The following is a 17901-nucleotide window of genomic DNA, read 5'->3' on the forward strand; positions in this document are numbered from 1 at the left end:
ATATTTATTTTCTAGTGATAGTATATAGGTCTTCAATATCAGGAATATCGTAAATTACCCATGTTCCATCTCCTAAATGACGCATCAAAACTCTTATATCTTTTGTCATATTCTTTTTATTATTTTGTATTGTTACAGTTACAGTAGCCGTATCACCATTATCTTCTGACTTTAGGTTTTTAACCTCTACATCATGTTCCTTAAATAGGCGACCTTCTACAAGACGATCTACCATAGACTTATTATCATCATTTGCTGTAGTGGTATTATTGGTAGGTGATTCAGATTTAAAGCTGTCAGGATCTTCGATATATGTTCGTATTACGTCTTCGATAAGAGCTGGTCCAAATGTTTTGGTAGCTGCTATTGTAGCTTTACCAAGTGGGGTAGATGTATCGACATATTTATTGCCTTCTCGTTCTACAATGTTTTTTACAATGGATTTTATATCTATGTGGCGTAATGCTTCGTCTGCATCTTTATCTTGTACTGCTTGGTGAATGATTTTTAATGTGTAGGCTGGTGTATGTGGTACATACCATAAGAAATACCATGCTGCGGCCATCGCTCCTACAATAGCTATGATAAGAGCGATAATAACACCTTTTGAATTGAACTTATTCACAGCGAATCCTTTCATGTTTCTATAGAGGCATTTTCATACTGAATATATACATATTGTAGCATATTGAGTAAAGAATAGGATGATTTCTAGTAAAGGGTATACCTATTATAGCTTAGAGAGAAAATTGTACTATTACGAAAACTGACGAATTATGATGATAAAGGGTGGATTCCTGTAATATAATATAGATATACTTTTATAAAAGCTATAAAATAACGATTATCAAATATAATCAATTATTTTCATAGATTTGTAATAATATTTTTTAAAAAAATAGTTGCATTGCTCTAAAATGCATGATATTATGTACAAGTAGTCAACGCGAGTTGATACGCGGCCCCGTGGTGTAGCGGTTAACATGTCGCCCTGTCACGGCGAAGATCGTCAGTTCAAATCTGATCGGGGTCGCCATTTTTTTTTACAAAAAATCATGCCTCGGTAGCTCAGTTGGTAGAGCAACGGACTGAAAATCCGTGTGTCGACAGTTCGATTCTGTCCTGAGGCACCATTTGTATTCCATGCGGTTGTGGTGGAATGGCAGACACGCCATCTTGAGGGGGTGGTGAGCTAACGCTCGTGCGGGTTCAAGTCCCGCCAACCGCACCAGCGCAAAAGACCTACAGTTTTCTGTAGGTCTTTTTTTCGTTATTTTGATATTAAAATACATTTAATGAGTTTATCTTCTCCTTTTAAATCTGAGAAGTGTTGGCAGGTTTTCACAATCCGTGTACAATCATAGTAATTAGTAATATACATTTATATATATAGTTTTCAATATGAGAGAAGATTATGGTTTTTAATTATGGTGAGACGTTACGTATCCGAAGGGATCTATATACGATTTTAGGCAAGATACGCTACATTGATACTCATGGAAAAATTGGGTATGAGTATAAGTTAGTTAAACATAGGAATAATGCAGAGTTTTGGCTCAGTTGGGATAAGAAGCGAGATGCGTACCGGTTTTCCAAGTTGTGTGGAAAAGCACTACCAGCCGATATGAAACTCGTAGATAGTGGTTATGAGATGGTAACAGGCACTTGGGGTGAGGTAGACGTAGGTACTACTGATACTGCTAAATATAAAGAGTATGAAAATGCTGATGGTACTGCTACGTTTTCTGTTCAAGAGTGGGCTTTTGAAACGGAATATTCAAAAGGCTTTTACATTAATAAAGAATACGTATTTGTCGAAAAGGATTCAGAGGTAACCGAGTCTATTCTAGATAAAATGGATACGATTAAGAAGCTAAAGTTCATAGGACCAATTGGTTGGATTTTGGGGAACTTACTACTTTATATGCCAATCTTTGATATAAAAATATTGAATGATGTACGGGATGTACTTACCTGGCCTTATATAGTAGCTGGGAGTATAGTCCTTGGTATCATTGTGATATCTGTCCTTATTATTAGAAGAATTATCCGTTGATGTAATTACATCGATTATCATTGTTGATGATAGGCCTGTCCACTGATTTATAAGTTCATCTCATAGGTGCTATTAATTCCTATATTTTGGGCGATACAGTTTGGTAATACTCTATTATTATTGATTAATATATAGAAGCGACAAAAATGGCGTTAATACGCCATTTTTTATAGAAGGAATATATGAAAAAGAAAAATATATCATTAACGATACTTTCGCTAGCGATTTCAGTTCAACTTGGTTCTGCTGCAAACCTACAAGAACCAGTTAAAAATATAAATGTAGGTATTGTAAGTGATATAAATTCAACAGAAAATTTAAAATTAGAGCGGATTGAGGTGATTCCTGGTGCTATCAGAAATATAGTAAAAGATAGTGCAGGAAATCCAAGGAAACTTTCAATTGAAGAACTGGTGTTATTAAATGCGCAAGAACAGGAGTATTCTGCTCAGCGACTAAAAGTATCACAAAAAGCAGATTTTGGAAATCAGTATAAGACATTTGATCCTCTTTACAATGATAAGGATGAAAAGTCGCTCAAACAAATTAAAAACTATAATAATGAAAAAACACGTAGTCAAGGCTATTTCATCGGAGGTCGAGATAAACCATTACGTGTCGTAAGTCCATATATGAAAAAGAATGGTCAGGGGGAAGTTAAATTAACAAATTTAGTTGATACACTCAATTATCGGACACGTTCGGAGAAAAAAGTAGCAGATGAAAAGAAACTTCGAGAATATTTAGATAAAAATAAAGGTAAAGGGCACAATTTATATAGGGCTAGATCTAAAGCTGAGATTAAAGATTTCTTAGAAAGTTTCCTTAAACCCATAGAGTTAATTGAGTATCCTATCAACGATCCTAAGAATTATAAAGTGATTTCTACAATTCCTGGTTTTCCTAAAAGAATACCAAGTTTTGCTAAGAATATTCATATGCATAGTAATCCAGGATTTTTGCAAGGCGGTTCACATATACAACTTGCATTTGGCGGTACGTCTGAGCAATTAAAGTCATATATTGATGAAGCACGTATAAATTCCAAATTAGTTATTTCCAAATCTGATTTAGAAAATGTATATGTAAAACAATATGTTGATTCGGATATGACTCATGCAGATACTTTAGCACAATTGTTGCCTAAATCCATGGTGCTTGTTGAAAGTACAACGGTTCCTATGGGGAAATTTATTCAAAATAGATTGGATAATCCTATTGATAAAACTGTTGATGAATTATATGAGTTAGAAAATCAAATTTTGAGTGAATTTAATAAGGTTAAGATTGATGGTGAAGATCGGGATGCAAAGTTTAAACGGTATGTCGAGACTCGTAAGCGCATAGAAGCTGAGCGAGATAAATTAAAACCTAAACAAATAAACCAAACTAGTTTATCTAAGGATAAATCATATCCAACTTATACGGAAACTGAGAATCGAAGACTTCAGAAACAATATTTACATAGATTATCCTTTAACGAAGATTCTGTAAAAATACCTGATGAGTATGTGATTTATCTATTTGATTTTGGTGGAAGTTGGAATCATCCATATGCATTGGGAGCTGCAGTCAGTCCTAATAAAGATTATATAATTTATTTTTGTCAACAAGGTTGATAATATAAAAGGTAGATAAATATTTTAGATTTTTATATAGGAGATGTGATATCTATGAAATATTTACGCCGTGAACTTAATCAAGTGGAAAAAGAATATGTAAAACAATTTGGTGAAGATTCTTTAAATCGTGTCATCCTTCATGATCCTGATACAAAGGATAAACAAGAGGTGCAAGATACTATTGATATTCTAAAAGAAGCAATTGCAAAAAATAAACCTCTAGAACAGGTTCCAGAGGATATGTGGAAGCTTATTGAGTTTTAATGTATATGAATTCCATACAATAAAAAGGCACATTGTTTTATGCGCAGACCATCTATAAATGAATTGTTTAAGATGGTAGTTAAAAACAATGTGCCTTTATATTATAGTTTGTAGAGTTCAGGTTTGCGATCTCTAAAAATGTTAATTTTATTGCGAATATCCTCTACTACGGTGAGGTCGATATCTACAGATGAGATGCCCTCCCTAGTGTCCATTTCGAGGAGGTTTGTACCCCATGGATCGTATACAGCGGAGTGACCAGTGCTTTGAACTCGACCTACTGTACCACAGCCGTTGACAGCACATAAGAAGAGTTGGTTTTCAATAGCTCGCACTTCGTTTAATACTTGCCAGTGGCGTAAACGCATAGTAGGCCATTGAGCAGGTACAAATAATAGCTCTGTATTTGATAATGCAGCCATTCTTACGAGCTCAGGGAAGCGAATGTCGTAACAGATAACCGTACTACAAGGAATGCCATCCAATTCAAAATGAGTGGTATGCGTACCGCTAGCGAAGTATTGGTCCTCTTTAGCAGGACTAAATCCGTGCATTTTGGAATACTCTCCTACGAGCTTGCCTTCACGGTTGTAAGCATAGGATGTATTAAATACTAAATCCTCTTTTGCTACGGCTACAGAACCGCCCACAATGTTTACATTGTGTTCTTTTGCGAATGTACTTAATAAAGCTTTTGTTCTTTCTCCATTTCTGTCAGAAATATTGATTAAATCCTTAGATGGATGAAATCCTGTATTCCATGTTTCGGGCAAGACGATAATGTCAGGCTTTTCTGATAGGGCTTGTGAAAGTAATTCTTGGACGCGCGCATAATTGTATTCCACTTCGTTTACATAGACGTCCATTTGTATAAGGCTTAAGCGTTTTTTCATAGAGAATCCTTTATCTATTAGATGAGTATAATTCTAGTAATGTGTATTATAATTAGAATATTAAAGCATTATTGAGTGTATTACAATATAAGAGTCGATAAAGCTAGTTTAATTTTTTTACAATCTTTTGATAATAATAGTTTGTATACTATTTATGGAGATATAGGTTATTACTTTAGATAATGTTAGATCTTTTGGTGAAAATATGGAAATAATAGATGTTATAAATGCGCGAACTAGCGTACGTCGGTATAAAAAATCTTCTTCGGTTGGAGAAGACATAATTCAAAATTTGGTAGTCCTCGGAATGCGAGCTCCATCGCCTAAAAATCGTCAGCCCTGGCAGGTTATTCATGTGACGGCAGTGGAGAAAGAACATTTTTTGAATCTTGGCTTTCAAGTGTTAGAGCAATATAAAGAACGTAAGGAACATTTTGGCAGCTTAGAAGTTAGCCTTAAGGCTATGCAAACAGCTAGCGATTTACTCTTTGTAGTTAATCCTTATGATCACTTGCCTGACTATACTCGCGTGTGGGAGAAAAGTGACTTACAAGCTATTGGCGCTTTCATAGAACATATTTTATTGGGGGCAAAAGCAATTGGGTTAGGTACATTGTGGATGAATGATGTGTATTTTATGCAAAGTGAAAGTAAAGCCTTTTTAAATATTCCTCACGATGTACAGGCAATCATTGCTATAGGTATTCCAGATGAGTCCATGTATCCTAGACCTCGAAAATTGATTGATGAAGTACTAATAAAGCGTTACTTTTTACTATTCTTCATGGAAATGTTATAATATTCTGTATATAATTGTGTTCTAATAGAGGAGGACCTATGAAACGGATTCCGTTGGTAACACTGTTACTTTTGGTATTGGCAATGGTTGTGGCAGGTTGTGGCGTGCTTTCACAAAAAACAGAACCTACTAGTTCAGTACCGCCTGTAAAAGAAGTTAAGATGGTACATCCATCGGGCATTCCTGTCCTTATGTATCATAAAGTCGGCGACGACAAAGATAATGATGCGGTTATTCGGGAGGATTTATTCAGAGAACAAATGAAGTTCCTCAAGGATAACGGCTACAATCCATTGACGATGGAACAATTGTATGAATATGTTGTAAATGGTGCTGCAGTGCCTGAAAAACCAGTTGTTTTGACCTTTGATGATGGTTATGCAGATACATATTCTATTGTATATCCAATCATGAAAGAATATGGTTTCCCAGCGACTGTTTTTATTAATCCTGGCGATATTGGTACGCGTTTAACTTGGGATCAAGTGCGTGAAATGCATAAAAATGGTATCACTATTTCCAATCATGGTTTCCAACATATAGAAATGGGTCAATTGTCTGAAGCGAAACAAATTGAAAATATCACAAAGGCCCAAGAGGCACTTGCTAAAGAAGTAGGCATTAAGGATAATCCTTGGTTCTGCTATCCGTATGGAGATAAAAATGAATTCACCGATTCGGCATCTAAGAAAGCTGGTATCAAGATGGGCATGGCTATGAAGTCTGGCTGGGCTCATACGGGTGATAATCCATATAATATTTTGCGTGTTTGGGTAGGTAATGCGGTAGATATCAAGCATTTTGAAGAGCGCATTAGCACTGAACATTTCACTGATTTATAAGGAGAAATACATTGTTCAAAAAGAATTGGGTAAAGTTCATCATTATGGTGTTCTTATTTACCGTTGTCACATCACCCTTCGTGGTGCTCTTTGGACCATTTAATAATGTAAAGCGCGCCGTTATTGGTGCTATCTTACAATCTCGCCATCCTCATTACATTACGTGGTTGTTTAATGAAGACGAGTTACAATCTATTTTGGGGACTGTAGGGGTTGTTAAAAGCCAAGATTTGTTCAAGTTTAATGCTCGTGAAGATAAGACTTTAAATCTTGAAAAAATCCAGTCTGCTCGTTATGTAGGCTATATTTTAGAAATTCCTGATCCTCGTCGTATCCAAGTAGGTACAGCGGCTAATATTCAAGAAAAAGGCGATACTACAAGTAATATTGCAAAAATGAATAATGCTGTAGCAGCGATTAATGGCGGTGGTTTCCACGACCCTAATGGTACTGGTACAGGCCGTTTGCCATATGGTTTCATCTTGCATGACGGTGAGTACGTTATCGGTAAGGATGTAGGCCCTGATGAAGACGTAGACTTTGTAGGTTTCTCTAAATCTGGTAATCTTATCGCTGGTAACTATGATAAAACTCAGCTTAGTGATATGAAGGCCATGGAAGGTATTACCTTTGGTCCGCCTCTTATCGTTGATGGTAAGAAGATGATTACCGAAGGTGATGGTGGCTGGGGCGTAGGTCCTCGTACTGCTATCGGTCAAAAGAAAGATGGCACAGTGCTATTCCTTGTAATCGATGGTCGCCAACCAGGGTATTCTATTGGGGCTACCTTGCGTGACGTACAAGATATTCTATTTGAAAAAGGTTGCTACATTGCAGCAAATTTAGATGGCGGTTCTAGTTCAACTTTGTACCTAAATGGTAAAGTCGTAAATAAACCTGCCGATTTGTTAGGGGAACGCATGATCCCAACGGCGTTTATCGTGAAATAGGAGGACAGATGAAACCTTTTACGCGTGTACTGAGCGCCTTTGCGGTAGGTATTCTTCTGCAAGGTGGGGTATACCTATACCTTGATCAATATATGTTTGCGCCGACTACAGAGTTTAACGTAGCAGGCGCATCAAAAGATGATACTAAAAACTTCCCTGATGTGAAGGAAGGCACTAAATATGTATCCTATGACCGTCAATTCATGGCCGTTGTTACAGAAAACTCTTTGAAAATTTACAAGGCTAATGAAAGTACCCCTACGAATATTGATTTGAAGGGGCGTTCGATTAGTTACTTCAACTGGATGCCAGACCGTAACTATGCTATCATGGGTTTATATGACTCCAGAGATGTTGTCATGGCTCGTCTTAATGCGGATGATCCAGAACATGAGGTTGATACGAAACTTGAAGACTTGCCTCGGGGCAGTAAAATCGTAGATGCTGCGTACTCTGAAGCGACGAATGTGGTTTATATGAAGGTAAAAGTTCAAGAACATACATATCGTATTTATCGTACCGATGCTAACTACGATACACGTCGTGTTTACATGCAAGCTACTGATATCGGTCATATCGGCGTATTCTACGATGAGGATAACTTCTTCTACGATAATGTGAGAACTGGGGATGTCTTCATGTTTAATGGCATTGAAGGTGGTTGGCGTGTTATCAACCCTGAAGGGCGCTTCCGCTTTATCGGTGTTGATATGGACAAAACTATCTATATCGCTCGTGTTGATGAGGATAATAATGCATTGACTGTTTACACTGGTAAACTAGGTGTAGGCTTCAATCCAGTTTACAAATACAACCACCCTACTACATTTAATGAGTTGACATTATCAGATGTAAAAAACATCATTAAGAATGGTAGTGAAGAAACTACTAAGGTAACAGAAGATACTACATCTTCTAAATCATCCAATAGTAGTAGTAAAAAGAAATCTTAAGAAAAAGCCTTTATAATGTTCTTTCATTATAAAGGCTTTATTCCTATAATAGTATGTACCCTAAGGATATCTATGAATATATTATTTGTACGCCTTAGTTACATAGGTGATATTTTGCATGCTACACCTGCTGCGCGGTGGATTAAGAAACAGTATCCTGATGCTAAGTTGCATTGGATTGTAACGCCTAGTATGGTAGAGCTTTTACAGGACAATCCCTATGTAGATGAGATAATTCCCTGGGAACGGGATGAATACGAGGCTCATTCTAAAAAACTACATATCCCTACAATGTGGCGCATGTGGTGGGATCTTAAGGCCAAATTAGAACCTTATAAATTTGATGTAGCCATTGATGTACAAGGACGTCTTATAACAGGGTTAGTACTATTAGCTTCAGGAGCCCCCATTAGACTTGGCCTTGGTGGCACAAAAGAGTTGAATTGGTTGTTTACTAACTATAAAACGAAGCCTAGTACAGAACACATGATTAAGCGCTATGTAGAGGTAGCTCAGTTGTTAACAAAGGCTGTTACTGAACATGCAAATTTAGATACATCGCTTAACATAGCTAAATGCGGTGTTGAAAGCAGTTCTCCACTAAATGAATCTAGTGCTAATACGCTGTACCACATGGATTTTCAGGTGCCATCAAATTTACATAGTTGGGCAGAAGAACAGTGGAAAACGATTGATAACGACATTTCTTTGAATCGTGGGGAGGTGGATACACCTCTACGAGTTGGGCTTGTATTAGGCACCTCTTGGGCAACGAAAGAATGGCCTCAGGAAAAATGGTACTCCCTCATTAAATCCCTTCAATATAGAGCAAATTTTGTTTGTTTAGGTGGCCCTAAAGAGGCTACTCAATACAAACCCTTGATGGACTCGCTAACAGATGAGGGCATTGATAAAATTGTACTGAATATGTTAGGGAAAACGACGCTTCAAGAATTAGGGGCTTTAATTGAAAGTTGTGATGTAGTAGTTACTGCTGATACTGGAGCTCTGCATATTGCGTTAGCTTTAAATAAGCCTGTAGTAGCACTCTTTGGCCCTACGGATCCTAAATTATGGGGACCTCTGACGGGAACCTTTAAGGTGCTCGTAAATGATGAATTAGATTGCTTGGGCTGCCGAAAACGACGTTGTCCTAAGCCTGATCAATATTGTATGTCTGGTATTGAACCAGTACGCGTAAAAAAAGCAATTTTTGAATTGATAGGAGATACACATGGCAAAGTTTAAAATCCAAAAAGGTTTATCCGATGCGGATATGATGAAAAATTTTAAGGATACGGAAAATTTTGAAGATACTATGCTCAATATGGAGCGAGATGCTAAGAAGCCAGTAGTTTACCAAAGTCCAAAGCAAAAAGAAGATGCATTTTACCGTGAGTTCTTAACTGAAAAAGTAGAGACTATAATTGGTAAAATGCTCCTTGATATCAAGATGGAGTATTTTAAAGAAGGAGAAGGGGCCTTTTCTATTCAAGTAAAACGGGAAGGTAAAAATATTGTCCTTGAAACTGCGCCTAAAAAGGTTAAGCCTGAGAAGTAATGCGTATAATGGGAACTCTTAAATTTTAAAGATTACGTCAGAGCCTGTCCGTAAATGGACAGGTTCTTTTGTATGTTTATGCATTTAAAAATATCGACTAAGTTATTAATAAAATTGATGAACTCATAAGCATACCGATGTTTATCGAATTACTACATTTATAAATACCGATATATTTTGAAAAGTATTTAATAATAACTAAAAATTATTACGATATAATTTTTAGTTTCTCATTAAAATGAGCAATTACAAAAAAATTAATTTGATTAAACATACATGCTAAACTCTAGTTCCTCTGCAGTTTTTTGTGATATTCATCACGAAAAAATCATCTTTGTATACATGAAATTATGAGTAAATAGCATAATGTGGTTGTTGACAAAGAATTTTATAAGTAGTCTAATATAAGTATGTATTACGATTTTAGCGCGTTTGGCTAGTGTGAGCAGACATCGAAAAAATCGTAAAAAAAATAGGTATGAGATAGTTGCTTGATGAGTGTATAAAGTTACATACACAGACTATTTCGATTTGGAGGATTAACATGGCTAAAAAATTAAGAATTTGCGAAACCGTTCTTCGTGACGGTCATCAATCTATTTTGGCAACACGTATGCGCTACGAACAAATGGAGCCAGTGCTCGGCCTTTTAGATGATATTGGTTATGAAGCTCTTGAATGTTGGGGCGGCGCTACTTATGACAGCTGTCTTCGTTTCTTGAATGAAGATCCATGGGAACGCCTTCGCAAATTGAAAGCTAATTTGAAAAATACCCCATTGCAAATGTTGCTTCGCGGTCAAAATTTGTTGGGCTATAAACACTACTCCGACGACGTAGTAGAAGCATTCTGTAATGCGGCTGTAAAAAATGGTATCGACCGTATCCGTATTTTCGACGCATTGAATGATCCACGAAATATGGAAGCTGCTATTAAGTATTCCAAAAAAGCTGGTGCACACGTTCAATCCGCTATGGTATACACAATTTCTCCAGTTCACACAACTGAAAGCTTCTTGAAAGTAGCTGAAACTTTGGTAGAAATGGGTACTGATTCCCTTTGTATCAAAGATATGTCCGGTTTGTTAGGACCTGCTGATGCATATGATTTGGTTTCTACTTTCAAAAAACGTTTTGGCGAATTGCCAATCGATTTGCATAGCCATTTCACTTGCGGTCTTGCTAGTACTACATACTGGGAAGCTGCTAAAGCTGGCGTAGATATCATCGATACTGCTATCTCTCCATTTGCTCATGCAACTAGCCAACCAGCTACTGAAACTATGATTGAAATGTTCAAAGGTACTGAATGGGATCTTGGTCTTGACCTTGATAAATACATTCCATTAGTTGACCACTTCCGTAAAGTAAAACAACAAATCGCTGAAGAATTCAACTTGAAACCAGCTAGTGATGTAATCCCTGCTGTTCGTCGTTACCAAATTCCTGGCGGTATGTTGTCCAATACTCAAAACCAATTGAACGAAATGGGTATGGGCGATCGCTTCTTTGACGTTATGGATGAAATGCCACGCGTTCGTGAAGACTTGGGGTACCCTCCATTGGTAACTCCAACATCCCAAATCGTTGGTACAATGGCTATGATGAACGTTATGATGGGCGACCGTTACAAAATGGTTCCTAACGAAGTTAAAGATCTTGTTCGTGGTAAATATGGTCAATTACCTGGTACAATTTCTGATGAAATTCGTCAAACTATCATTGGTGATGAACAACCTATTACTTGCCGTCCAGCAGATCTTATCGAACCTGAATTGGAAGGTTACCGTCAAGATTTAGCTTCTAAAGGCTACAATGGCATTACTGACGAAGACGTATTGACTTACGCTATGTTCCCAGAAGTTGCTATTAACTTCTTCGATGCAAATCGTCGTTAATCCAAATTTTAAAAGAGGATTCTTAGGAATCCTCTTTTTTTTGACTATATTTAAACTATCCTCATAGAGAAATAGTATAATCCAGTATATATTTTGTTTTATTAAATGAAGAGATTCAATAGTTGTTTCATTTTTTATATTTTAGCTTTTTTATAAACAGTATAGACAAGTTCCTATTAAATGGGGAGACTAAGGAACTATGAAATATCAGATATTACCAATTTTCATATCGCCATAAGATACATGGGTGCGTGTGAAAATATAATTTTTACGAAAAGTATTAGATATTAAAAGGGGCGAGATACCTTTTAATAATCGGTCAATTATAAACTACGTATGAAAGAATAGTGAAAAATATGTTGGATATTTGCGTGTTTTACTTGCGTTAAGTATTAAAAATAGCGTAAACTATAGAGAGTATCTACTATTTATGATATTGAGGTAATCCTGTGAATTTACAAATACGAATTTGGATATCCAATGTTGTGCTGTTTGTTGTACCTATTTTAATAGCAATCATCTTATTTTTGCTATATTTTACAGGTTTGCGCATATTGGCCAATGCCGGTTACTATTTGCGTATTGAGCAGGAACAACAGTTTAAAAGTGTCAGTCGAATAACTGAAACCATTACCTTTTATGGGTTAGAAAATGATCTAATTAATAGCTTGGTTAAGCCTAGCTATAGCTTACTTGATCCAAAGGAAGTATATGTTGAAGTACTTGATCAAGGAAGTATGGTGTATAACTACGGTAATCCACAAATCTATAGTGCTTCTGCCATTGTTGGTCTTATTGATGTTAACCCTGAATTACAGGGCATTGTATATCAATCCAATAATACTTTCGTTTATGAAATGAGAAAGTACGATGGACGTCATTCCTATGTATACCATATTGCGATTAGGCGTGCTACTCATGGTAGTGATAGCTTAATGGAATCCGTATCTTTCTATATTATCGTAGTATCCATATTGCTCTTTATTGTTACATTTTTTGCTATTAACCGATTTGTTACACGATTTATCATGATTCACGTTAAGAACATGACAAAGTCGTTAGAAATGGCAAATCGTCAGATTGAAATGGAACAGGAGCAACAAAAAGAGTTACTCGCTGGTATATCCCATGATATACGAACTCCGTTGACGGCTATTAAAGCGTATGCTGAAGGCGTTCGTGACGGTATTGCACCAACGGAAGAGCAACAAAAAAGATACATGGGGATTATTTTGAAACGGGCCAATGATTTAGATTCTATGTTAGAGGAACTATTCCTCATAACAACATTGAACTATAAAAAAGAATCTCGTCCATCTGAGCGAATTGAATTAGGTCAGTTTGTACGTGACTTTGTAGAAGATCATTTAGCTCCGTATCAATCGAAGGGGCTTGAGATTAAGGCCCGTATAGCTACGGAAACACCTTTTATCAATGCTAACCCACAATTGTTACAACGTGTTTTGCAGAATGTGTTGAACAATAGTGCTAAGTATAAAATGACCGATATTGGTCATTGCGTCATAGATGTAACGAGTGATGATGATTTTGTATACTGTGTCATCAGTGATGATGGACCAGGTGTACCGCCAGAATCTCTAGAGCGTCTGATGCGACCATTCTATCGTGTAGATTCGTCTCGTACGAATCCTCAAGAAGGTAGTGGCCTAGGATTGTCGATTATCCGTCGAATTATGGAAATCTTTGAAGGCCGAGTTGTGATTGAAAATGTAAGGCCACATGGTCTACGTATTATATTAGAGTTTCCTAAGCAAGGAGAAGAATCATGAGTGAACATATCTTAATTATTGAAGACGATTTGGATATTGCCAATATTGAGCGTGATTATTTAATGGTGGCGGGCTATGATGTAACGATTATGACTAATGGTACAGATGGCATTGAAGCAGCATTAAATACTCCTGTAGACCTTATTATCCTTGATGTTATGTTGCCAGAAATGGATGGCTTTGAAGTTTGTCGTCAAATTCGTGACAAAGTTCGTGTACCAATCGTTATGGTAACTGCGCGTCTTGACGATATCGATAAAATCCGTGGCTTAGGCGTAGGTGCTGATGATTATATTGAAAAGCCATTCTCTCCATCTGTATTGATTGCGAAGATCAAAGCTATGTTGGCGCAATATAAACGTTTAACAGAGCGCGATGCAATGGAAACAAACGCTATTCAATCCGGTGAAATCCGTCTCGACCCTAAGATGATGAAAGTATGGGTGAATGAAAAAGAGGTTCATCTCAAAAAGAAAGAATTCCAGTTGTTAGAGTTCTTGATGCGTAACCGTGATATTGTATTTAGCAAAGAAGAATTGTATTCTCGTGTATGGGGACTTGACTCCTATGGTGATTATGCAACTGTAGCGGTTCATATTAATCGTTTACGTGAAGAAATTGAGGATAATCCATCCGATAGTAAGCATATTATTACAGTGTGGGGTGTAGGGTATAAATTCGTTTAGTATCGAGAATATGCATTCACATTATACTCACGTTGTTCGTGGCTGTTGATTAGATATGACTTTATAGAGATTTTATTATAGAGATATAATCAAAGGTTTAAGAATTGTTTATATAGTTACTTTGATAGTTTAGATATTCCATGTATACTTATTTAAGTAAGGCTGACTATGACTCTAGATAAGTAATATTTTAACTTCTCTCTCTTAATAAGTTCTCTCTAAAGCTTATCTAGATCACATATACTCTCTCTCTCAACAGTCCTTACACTCTCAAACTATATGCATAAAGGGCATTTGCTAGCGACGGCTAGTAAATGCCCTTTATGTTTTTTAGATTTTAGATATTTGAATACATTCTATACAGCTTCTTTCAGGATTCTAGGTATTTATCTAGTGGAGGATATACGGTTATAATAATTATACTTTCATAAGAAAAGTTATAAATTGATATCTTGCATTGTAAAAGCAGGCGTACTATAATAGGTTCATCAAAATCAATTTTATAAAATTGATTTTGAGATGATTTGAATTATTGTGAGACGTGGCGTATTTATAAAGTATCATAATTATATGATTTATGATTTGGTTCTTATTTTACCTTTTATAATCATCATTAAGACGTTATGGGTGATGTAGAAGAATATTAAGAAGAATATAAGGAGATCTACATGACATTTTCAAAATATAAGAAAACAGTAATTGCGTGTATTCTTGCTTTGGGTATTGGGGTAGGCGGAGGATACTATTTCTTTGGCAGCCCTGTTAATACGCAACCAACAAACGTGAGAGAACAAACTAAACAGACTAAGCCTATTACTGAAACGCGTAATACCTATGTAGTACAAGCAGCTAAAGAATCTGGGCCAGCTGTAGTAGGGATTACAACACAAGTATTTCAAAAGGATATTTTTAACCGTACTATCTATGCTGGAGAAGGTGTCGGATCTGGTGTGCTTATCGATAATGACGGACATATTATAACAAATAAACATGTGGTAGCGGGGGCTAGAAATGGGGAGGTTACAGTATCATTGTCTGATGGCAGTACGGTGACGGGGACTGTTATAGGTTCAGATTCACAGACGGACTTAGCAGTTGTAAAAATTAAACCTCCAAAAGATATTAAACCTATCAAAATTGGTGACTCTGACTCCTTGCAAGTAGGGGAGCCAGCTATTGCTATTGGCAATCCTTTAGGTCTTGAGTTTAAAGGTTCAGTTACCTCTGGTGTTATTAGTGCCTTAGCACGTACAATTGATGATCAAGGTCAACGATTCCCATTGATTCAAACTGATGCAGCCATTAATCCAGGTAACTCAGGTGGTGCGCTTATTAATGCAGATGGTGAGTTAATTGGTATCAATAGCTCTAAAATCTCTAAAGAGGGAATTGAAGGTATGGGCTTTGCTATTCCAATTAATTCTGCGATGACAATTGTTGATTCTATTATTAAAAATGGTAAGGTCATTCGCCCTTATATTGGGGTGTGGGCTGTAGACCGTCAAACTGCAGCGCGCAATAATGTAACCTATGAAGGTGATGGACTTCTTGTTGTTCAACTTGATCCTAATGGTCCTGCTGCACAAGCTGGTCTCGTAGAAGGGGATACGATTGCACAAATTGATGGTAAAGATATTACTACATTACTTGAATTAAAAGAACAAATTGATGCTAAGAGCCCGGGAGATACAATTTTGGTATCCTATACTCATAACGGCAAAATGAAGAGTACACAGCTTAAATTAGGGGAAGCGTCTTCAAATTAGAATCTAGTAAATAAAACTTAATTAAGTATTCCAATAATGCACTACTTTCTTTTGTAGTGTTAGAAAATCCTCATCTTTTAGATGAGGATTTTTAGTTATAATAGGGTACTTTAATAGATTTTGTATAAAAAATACCATAAATAAGAAAATTTTTTTGAAAAAATTTTTCCCTATAAACGCAGAAATTAACTGTGTTTATAGATTAGAAATAAGAAAAAATATATTAAATTTCAATATTTTTTTACAAGGTACCTTGCGTTCCGAGGTACCTTATGTTATTATGTATTTGTCAGTACATGATAGTGACCGTAAGAGAGCTTTCACATTGGCAGGCAAGCACAGCCTAAAAGGGAGGAACTATGCAAGTTCAATTAAAAAAAGGTGTTATGGACATGCTGGTGCTAGCATTATTAACACAAAATGATCGCTACGGATACGAAATCGTAAGCACCATTTCAGAATATATTGAAATATCTGAAGGAACGATATATCCATTGTTTAACAGACTGAAAAAAGAAAAGTATGTTGAAACGTATTTAAAGGAGTCTTCTACAGGCCCATCACGGAAATACTATCATATCACGAACGAAGGCCGTGCAGCATATAACAAGATGCGTCAAGAATGGGATGATTTTTCTGTTGTTATCAATATGCTGTTGAAAGGAGTCGATAATAATGAACAAAAATAGCTTTTTGGATGCATTGCGTAATATATTTAAAAAAGCGCGTGTTGCAGATGTGGAGAGTATTATAGAGGTTTATGAAGAGCATTTTGCGGTAGGTTATGAAAAGGGTCTTACCGATAGTGAGATCATTAAATCCTTAGGGACTCCAGAGGAAATATATGCATCCTACGTAGATGCAGGTATCATTACAGACACAATGAATCAAGATGGTAGTGAAAGTAAATCCGTTAATATGCAGGAAATTTATGCACGATTTGATGATTATAAAGAGCGTCTTTTACCTCAATTACCGGGGATGGCTAAAAAAGCATCTAAGACTTTGCTCTCTATTGGAAGTGCCTTATCCTATATTGTAGGTGCTCTTATATTCATTATTACACCGGCTATCTTGTTCTTACTAGGTAGCTCATGGCAACCATTTGAGAATGTTACTGCATTTCCAGTATTGTCCATTGTAACTTTAGTGGCACTTGGTGGTGTAGGTTTATTTGGTGGACTTACATGCGTCTTTGTTGGTACAGAGCTTCGCGGTGTGCGTGAACGTTACTTCCGCAATGTAGATTAAGGAGGTCCTATGAGACGAATTATAATAACAGCGATTTTAACCGTAATTTGTGCTGTTGGGGCATGTACATCTTTTGCCGTTAATGATTTACCTAATTTCGGTGAATGGATGAAAACGAATGAACAACAGTTTAGAAAACCACATAGACATGATGGTCCTAATCAGTATATGGATAAACATATGATGGATGGAAATAATCATATGATGCCTCAAGATGGCATGGGACCAAATAATGGTCAGCATATGCACTCAAATGGTCAAATGCCTCCGCAAGGTCAAATGCCTATGCAAGGCCAACCACCTCAACAACCTAATGGCAATGCACCACAACAACAAACTGATCAAGGTGCACCACAAACTACACAAAACTAACGATACTTTATGAGTTCATTTCTCTCATAAGATATAGAAGATATAGAGAACGTGGTCATGAAAGTGCATTCATGGCCACCATAGAGTCACACACTCTATGTGATACATTCGTATCAGAATCTCTCTCTTACACACAATAACTACACACAAACAAAAAGAGCTCCTTAGCGAAGGAGCTCTTTTTGTATCTATTTATAAA

18 protein-coding genes and 3 tRNA genes are annotated in these 17901 nt (G+C 36.5%); 19 read left to right on the top strand and 2 right to left on the bottom strand.

Annotated elements, in window-relative coordinates; genetic code table 11:
* Window positions 1-4: 4 nt before the first annotated feature.
* Window positions 5-640: a DUF2939 domain-containing protein gene (locus tag PK1910_RS09815; protein WP_221741321.1), complete on the bottom strand. Its 636-nt coding sequence runs from the start codon at window positions 638-640 to the stop codon at window positions 5-7.
* Between the two features lie 320 nt (window positions 641-960).
* On the opposite strand from PK1910_RS09815, the gene PK1910_RS09820 reads away from it, so the two are divergent.
* The 6 genes from PK1910_RS09820 (at window position 961) to PK1910_RS09845 (ending at window position 3942) form a co-directional block, all read left to right on the top strand.
* Window positions 961-1036, top strand: a tRNA-Asp gene (locus tag PK1910_RS09820).
* 21 nt (window positions 1037-1057) lie between these two features.
* A tRNA-Phe gene (locus PK1910_RS09825) sits at window positions 1058-1133 on the top strand.
* A gap of 12 nt (window positions 1134-1145) precedes the next feature.
* Window positions 1146-1231, top strand: a tRNA-Leu gene (locus PK1910_RS09830).
* A 393-nt stretch (window positions 1232-1624) separates the two neighbouring features.
* Entirely contained in the window at window positions 1625-2056 is a 432-nt protein-coding gene (locus PK1910_RS09835) for a hypothetical protein (protein WP_331298893.1), read from the top strand.
* Between the two features lie 182 nt (window positions 2057-2238).
* Window positions 2239-3675 (top strand): hypothetical protein, encoded by a 1437-nt coding sequence (locus PK1910_RS09840; RefSeq protein WP_331298894.1) that lies wholly within the window; start codon window positions 2239-2241, stop codon window positions 3673-3675.
* A 54-nt stretch (window positions 3676-3729) separates the two neighbouring features.
* A complete protein-coding gene (locus PK1910_RS09845) occupies window positions 3730-3942 on the top strand; it encodes a hypothetical protein (RefSeq protein WP_008602789.1) in 213 nt (70 codons plus the stop codon).
* Between the two features lie 101 nt (window positions 3943-4043).
* Here PK1910_RS09845 and PK1910_RS09850 read toward each other — a convergent pair whose 3' ends face one another.
* On the bottom strand, window positions 4044-4835 hold the full coding sequence (locus tag PK1910_RS09850) for a carbon-nitrogen family hydrolase (protein WP_004698326.1): 792 nt from the start codon (window positions 4833-4835) through the stop codon (window positions 4044-4046).
* 205 nt (window positions 4836-5040) lie between these two features.
* Here PK1910_RS09850 and PK1910_RS09855 point away from each other — a divergent pair, with 205 nt between their 5' ends.
* The 13 genes from PK1910_RS09855 (at window position 5041) to PK1910_RS09915 (ending at window position 17702) form a co-directional block, all read left to right on the top strand.
* The gene (locus PK1910_RS09855; RefSeq protein ID WP_331298898.1) at window positions 5041-5634 is read left to right on the top strand and encodes a nitroreductase family protein; all 594 of its coding nucleotides are present in this window, start codon (window positions 5041-5043) and stop codon (window positions 5632-5634) included.
* Window positions 5635-5672: 38 nt separating this feature from the next.
* A complete protein-coding gene (locus PK1910_RS09860) occupies window positions 5673-6476 on the top strand; it encodes a polysaccharide deacetylase family protein (RefSeq protein ID WP_101928965.1) in 804 nt (267 codons plus the stop codon).
* Between the two features lie 11 nt (window positions 6477-6487).
* The gene (locus tag PK1910_RS09865) at window positions 6488-7426 is read left to right on the top strand and encodes a phosphodiester glycosidase family protein (RefSeq protein WP_004693677.1); all 939 of its coding nucleotides are present in this window, start codon (window positions 6488-6490) and stop codon (window positions 7424-7426) included.
* Window positions 7427-7434: 8 nt separating this feature from the next.
* Entirely contained in the window at window positions 7435-8379 is a 945-nt protein-coding gene (locus PK1910_RS09870) for a hypothetical protein (protein ID WP_101928966.1), read from the top strand.
* 72 nt (window positions 8380-8451) lie between these two features.
* Window positions 8452-9627, top strand: a complete 1176-nt coding sequence (locus PK1910_RS09875) for a glycosyltransferase family 9 protein (RefSeq protein WP_101928967.1) — start codon at window positions 8452-8454, stop codon at window positions 9625-9627.
* On the top strand, window positions 9614-9940 hold the full coding sequence (locus PK1910_RS09880; protein WP_101928968.1) for a hypothetical protein: 327 nt from the start codon (window positions 9614-9616) through the stop codon (window positions 9938-9940). Before PK1910_RS09875 ends, PK1910_RS09880 begins: the two co-directional genes overlap by 14 nt.
* Before the next feature lie 544 nt (window positions 9941-10484).
* On the top strand, window positions 10485-11837 hold the full coding sequence (locus PK1910_RS09885) for a pyruvate carboxylase subunit B (RefSeq protein ID WP_008602782.1): 1353 nt from the start codon (window positions 10485-10487) through the stop codon (window positions 11835-11837).
* 449 nt (window positions 11838-12286) lie between these two features.
* A complete protein-coding gene (locus tag PK1910_RS09890; RefSeq protein WP_038149708.1) occupies window positions 12287-13627 on the top strand; it encodes a sensor histidine kinase in 1341 nt (446 codons plus the stop codon).
* Window positions 13624-14313: a response regulator transcription factor gene (locus tag PK1910_RS09895; RefSeq protein ID WP_004693664.1), complete on the top strand. Its 690-nt coding sequence runs from the start codon at window positions 13624-13626 to the stop codon at window positions 14311-14313. Before PK1910_RS09890 ends, PK1910_RS09895 begins: the two co-directional genes overlap by 4 nt.
* 668 nt (window positions 14314-14981) lie before the next feature.
* Window positions 14982-16079, top strand: a complete 1098-nt coding sequence (locus PK1910_RS09900) for a S1C family serine protease (RefSeq protein ID WP_004698370.1) — start codon at window positions 14982-14984, stop codon at window positions 16077-16079.
* A gap of 359 nt (window positions 16080-16438) precedes the next feature.
* Window positions 16439-16768, top strand: a complete 330-nt coding sequence (locus PK1910_RS09905; protein ID WP_077708187.1) for a PadR family transcriptional regulator — start codon at window positions 16439-16441, stop codon at window positions 16766-16768.
* Window positions 16755-17330, top strand: coding sequence for a DUF1700 domain-containing protein (locus PK1910_RS09910; RefSeq protein ID WP_008602778.1), 576 nt, complete (start codon window positions 16755-16757; stop codon window positions 17328-17330). The genes PK1910_RS09905 and PK1910_RS09910 overlap by 14 nt, the downstream gene beginning before the upstream one ends.
* 9 nt (window positions 17331-17339) lie before the next feature.
* A complete protein-coding gene (locus PK1910_RS09915; protein WP_077708188.1) occupies window positions 17340-17702 on the top strand; it encodes a transcriptional regulator in 363 nt (120 codons plus the stop codon).
* The last annotated feature ends 199 nt before the right edge of the window (window positions 17703-17901 follow it).

Origin of the sequence: Veillonella parvula (assembly GCF_036456085.1) — a bacterium.
GTDB lineage: Bacteria > Bacillota > Negativicutes > Veillonellales > Veillonellaceae > Veillonella > Veillonella parvula_E.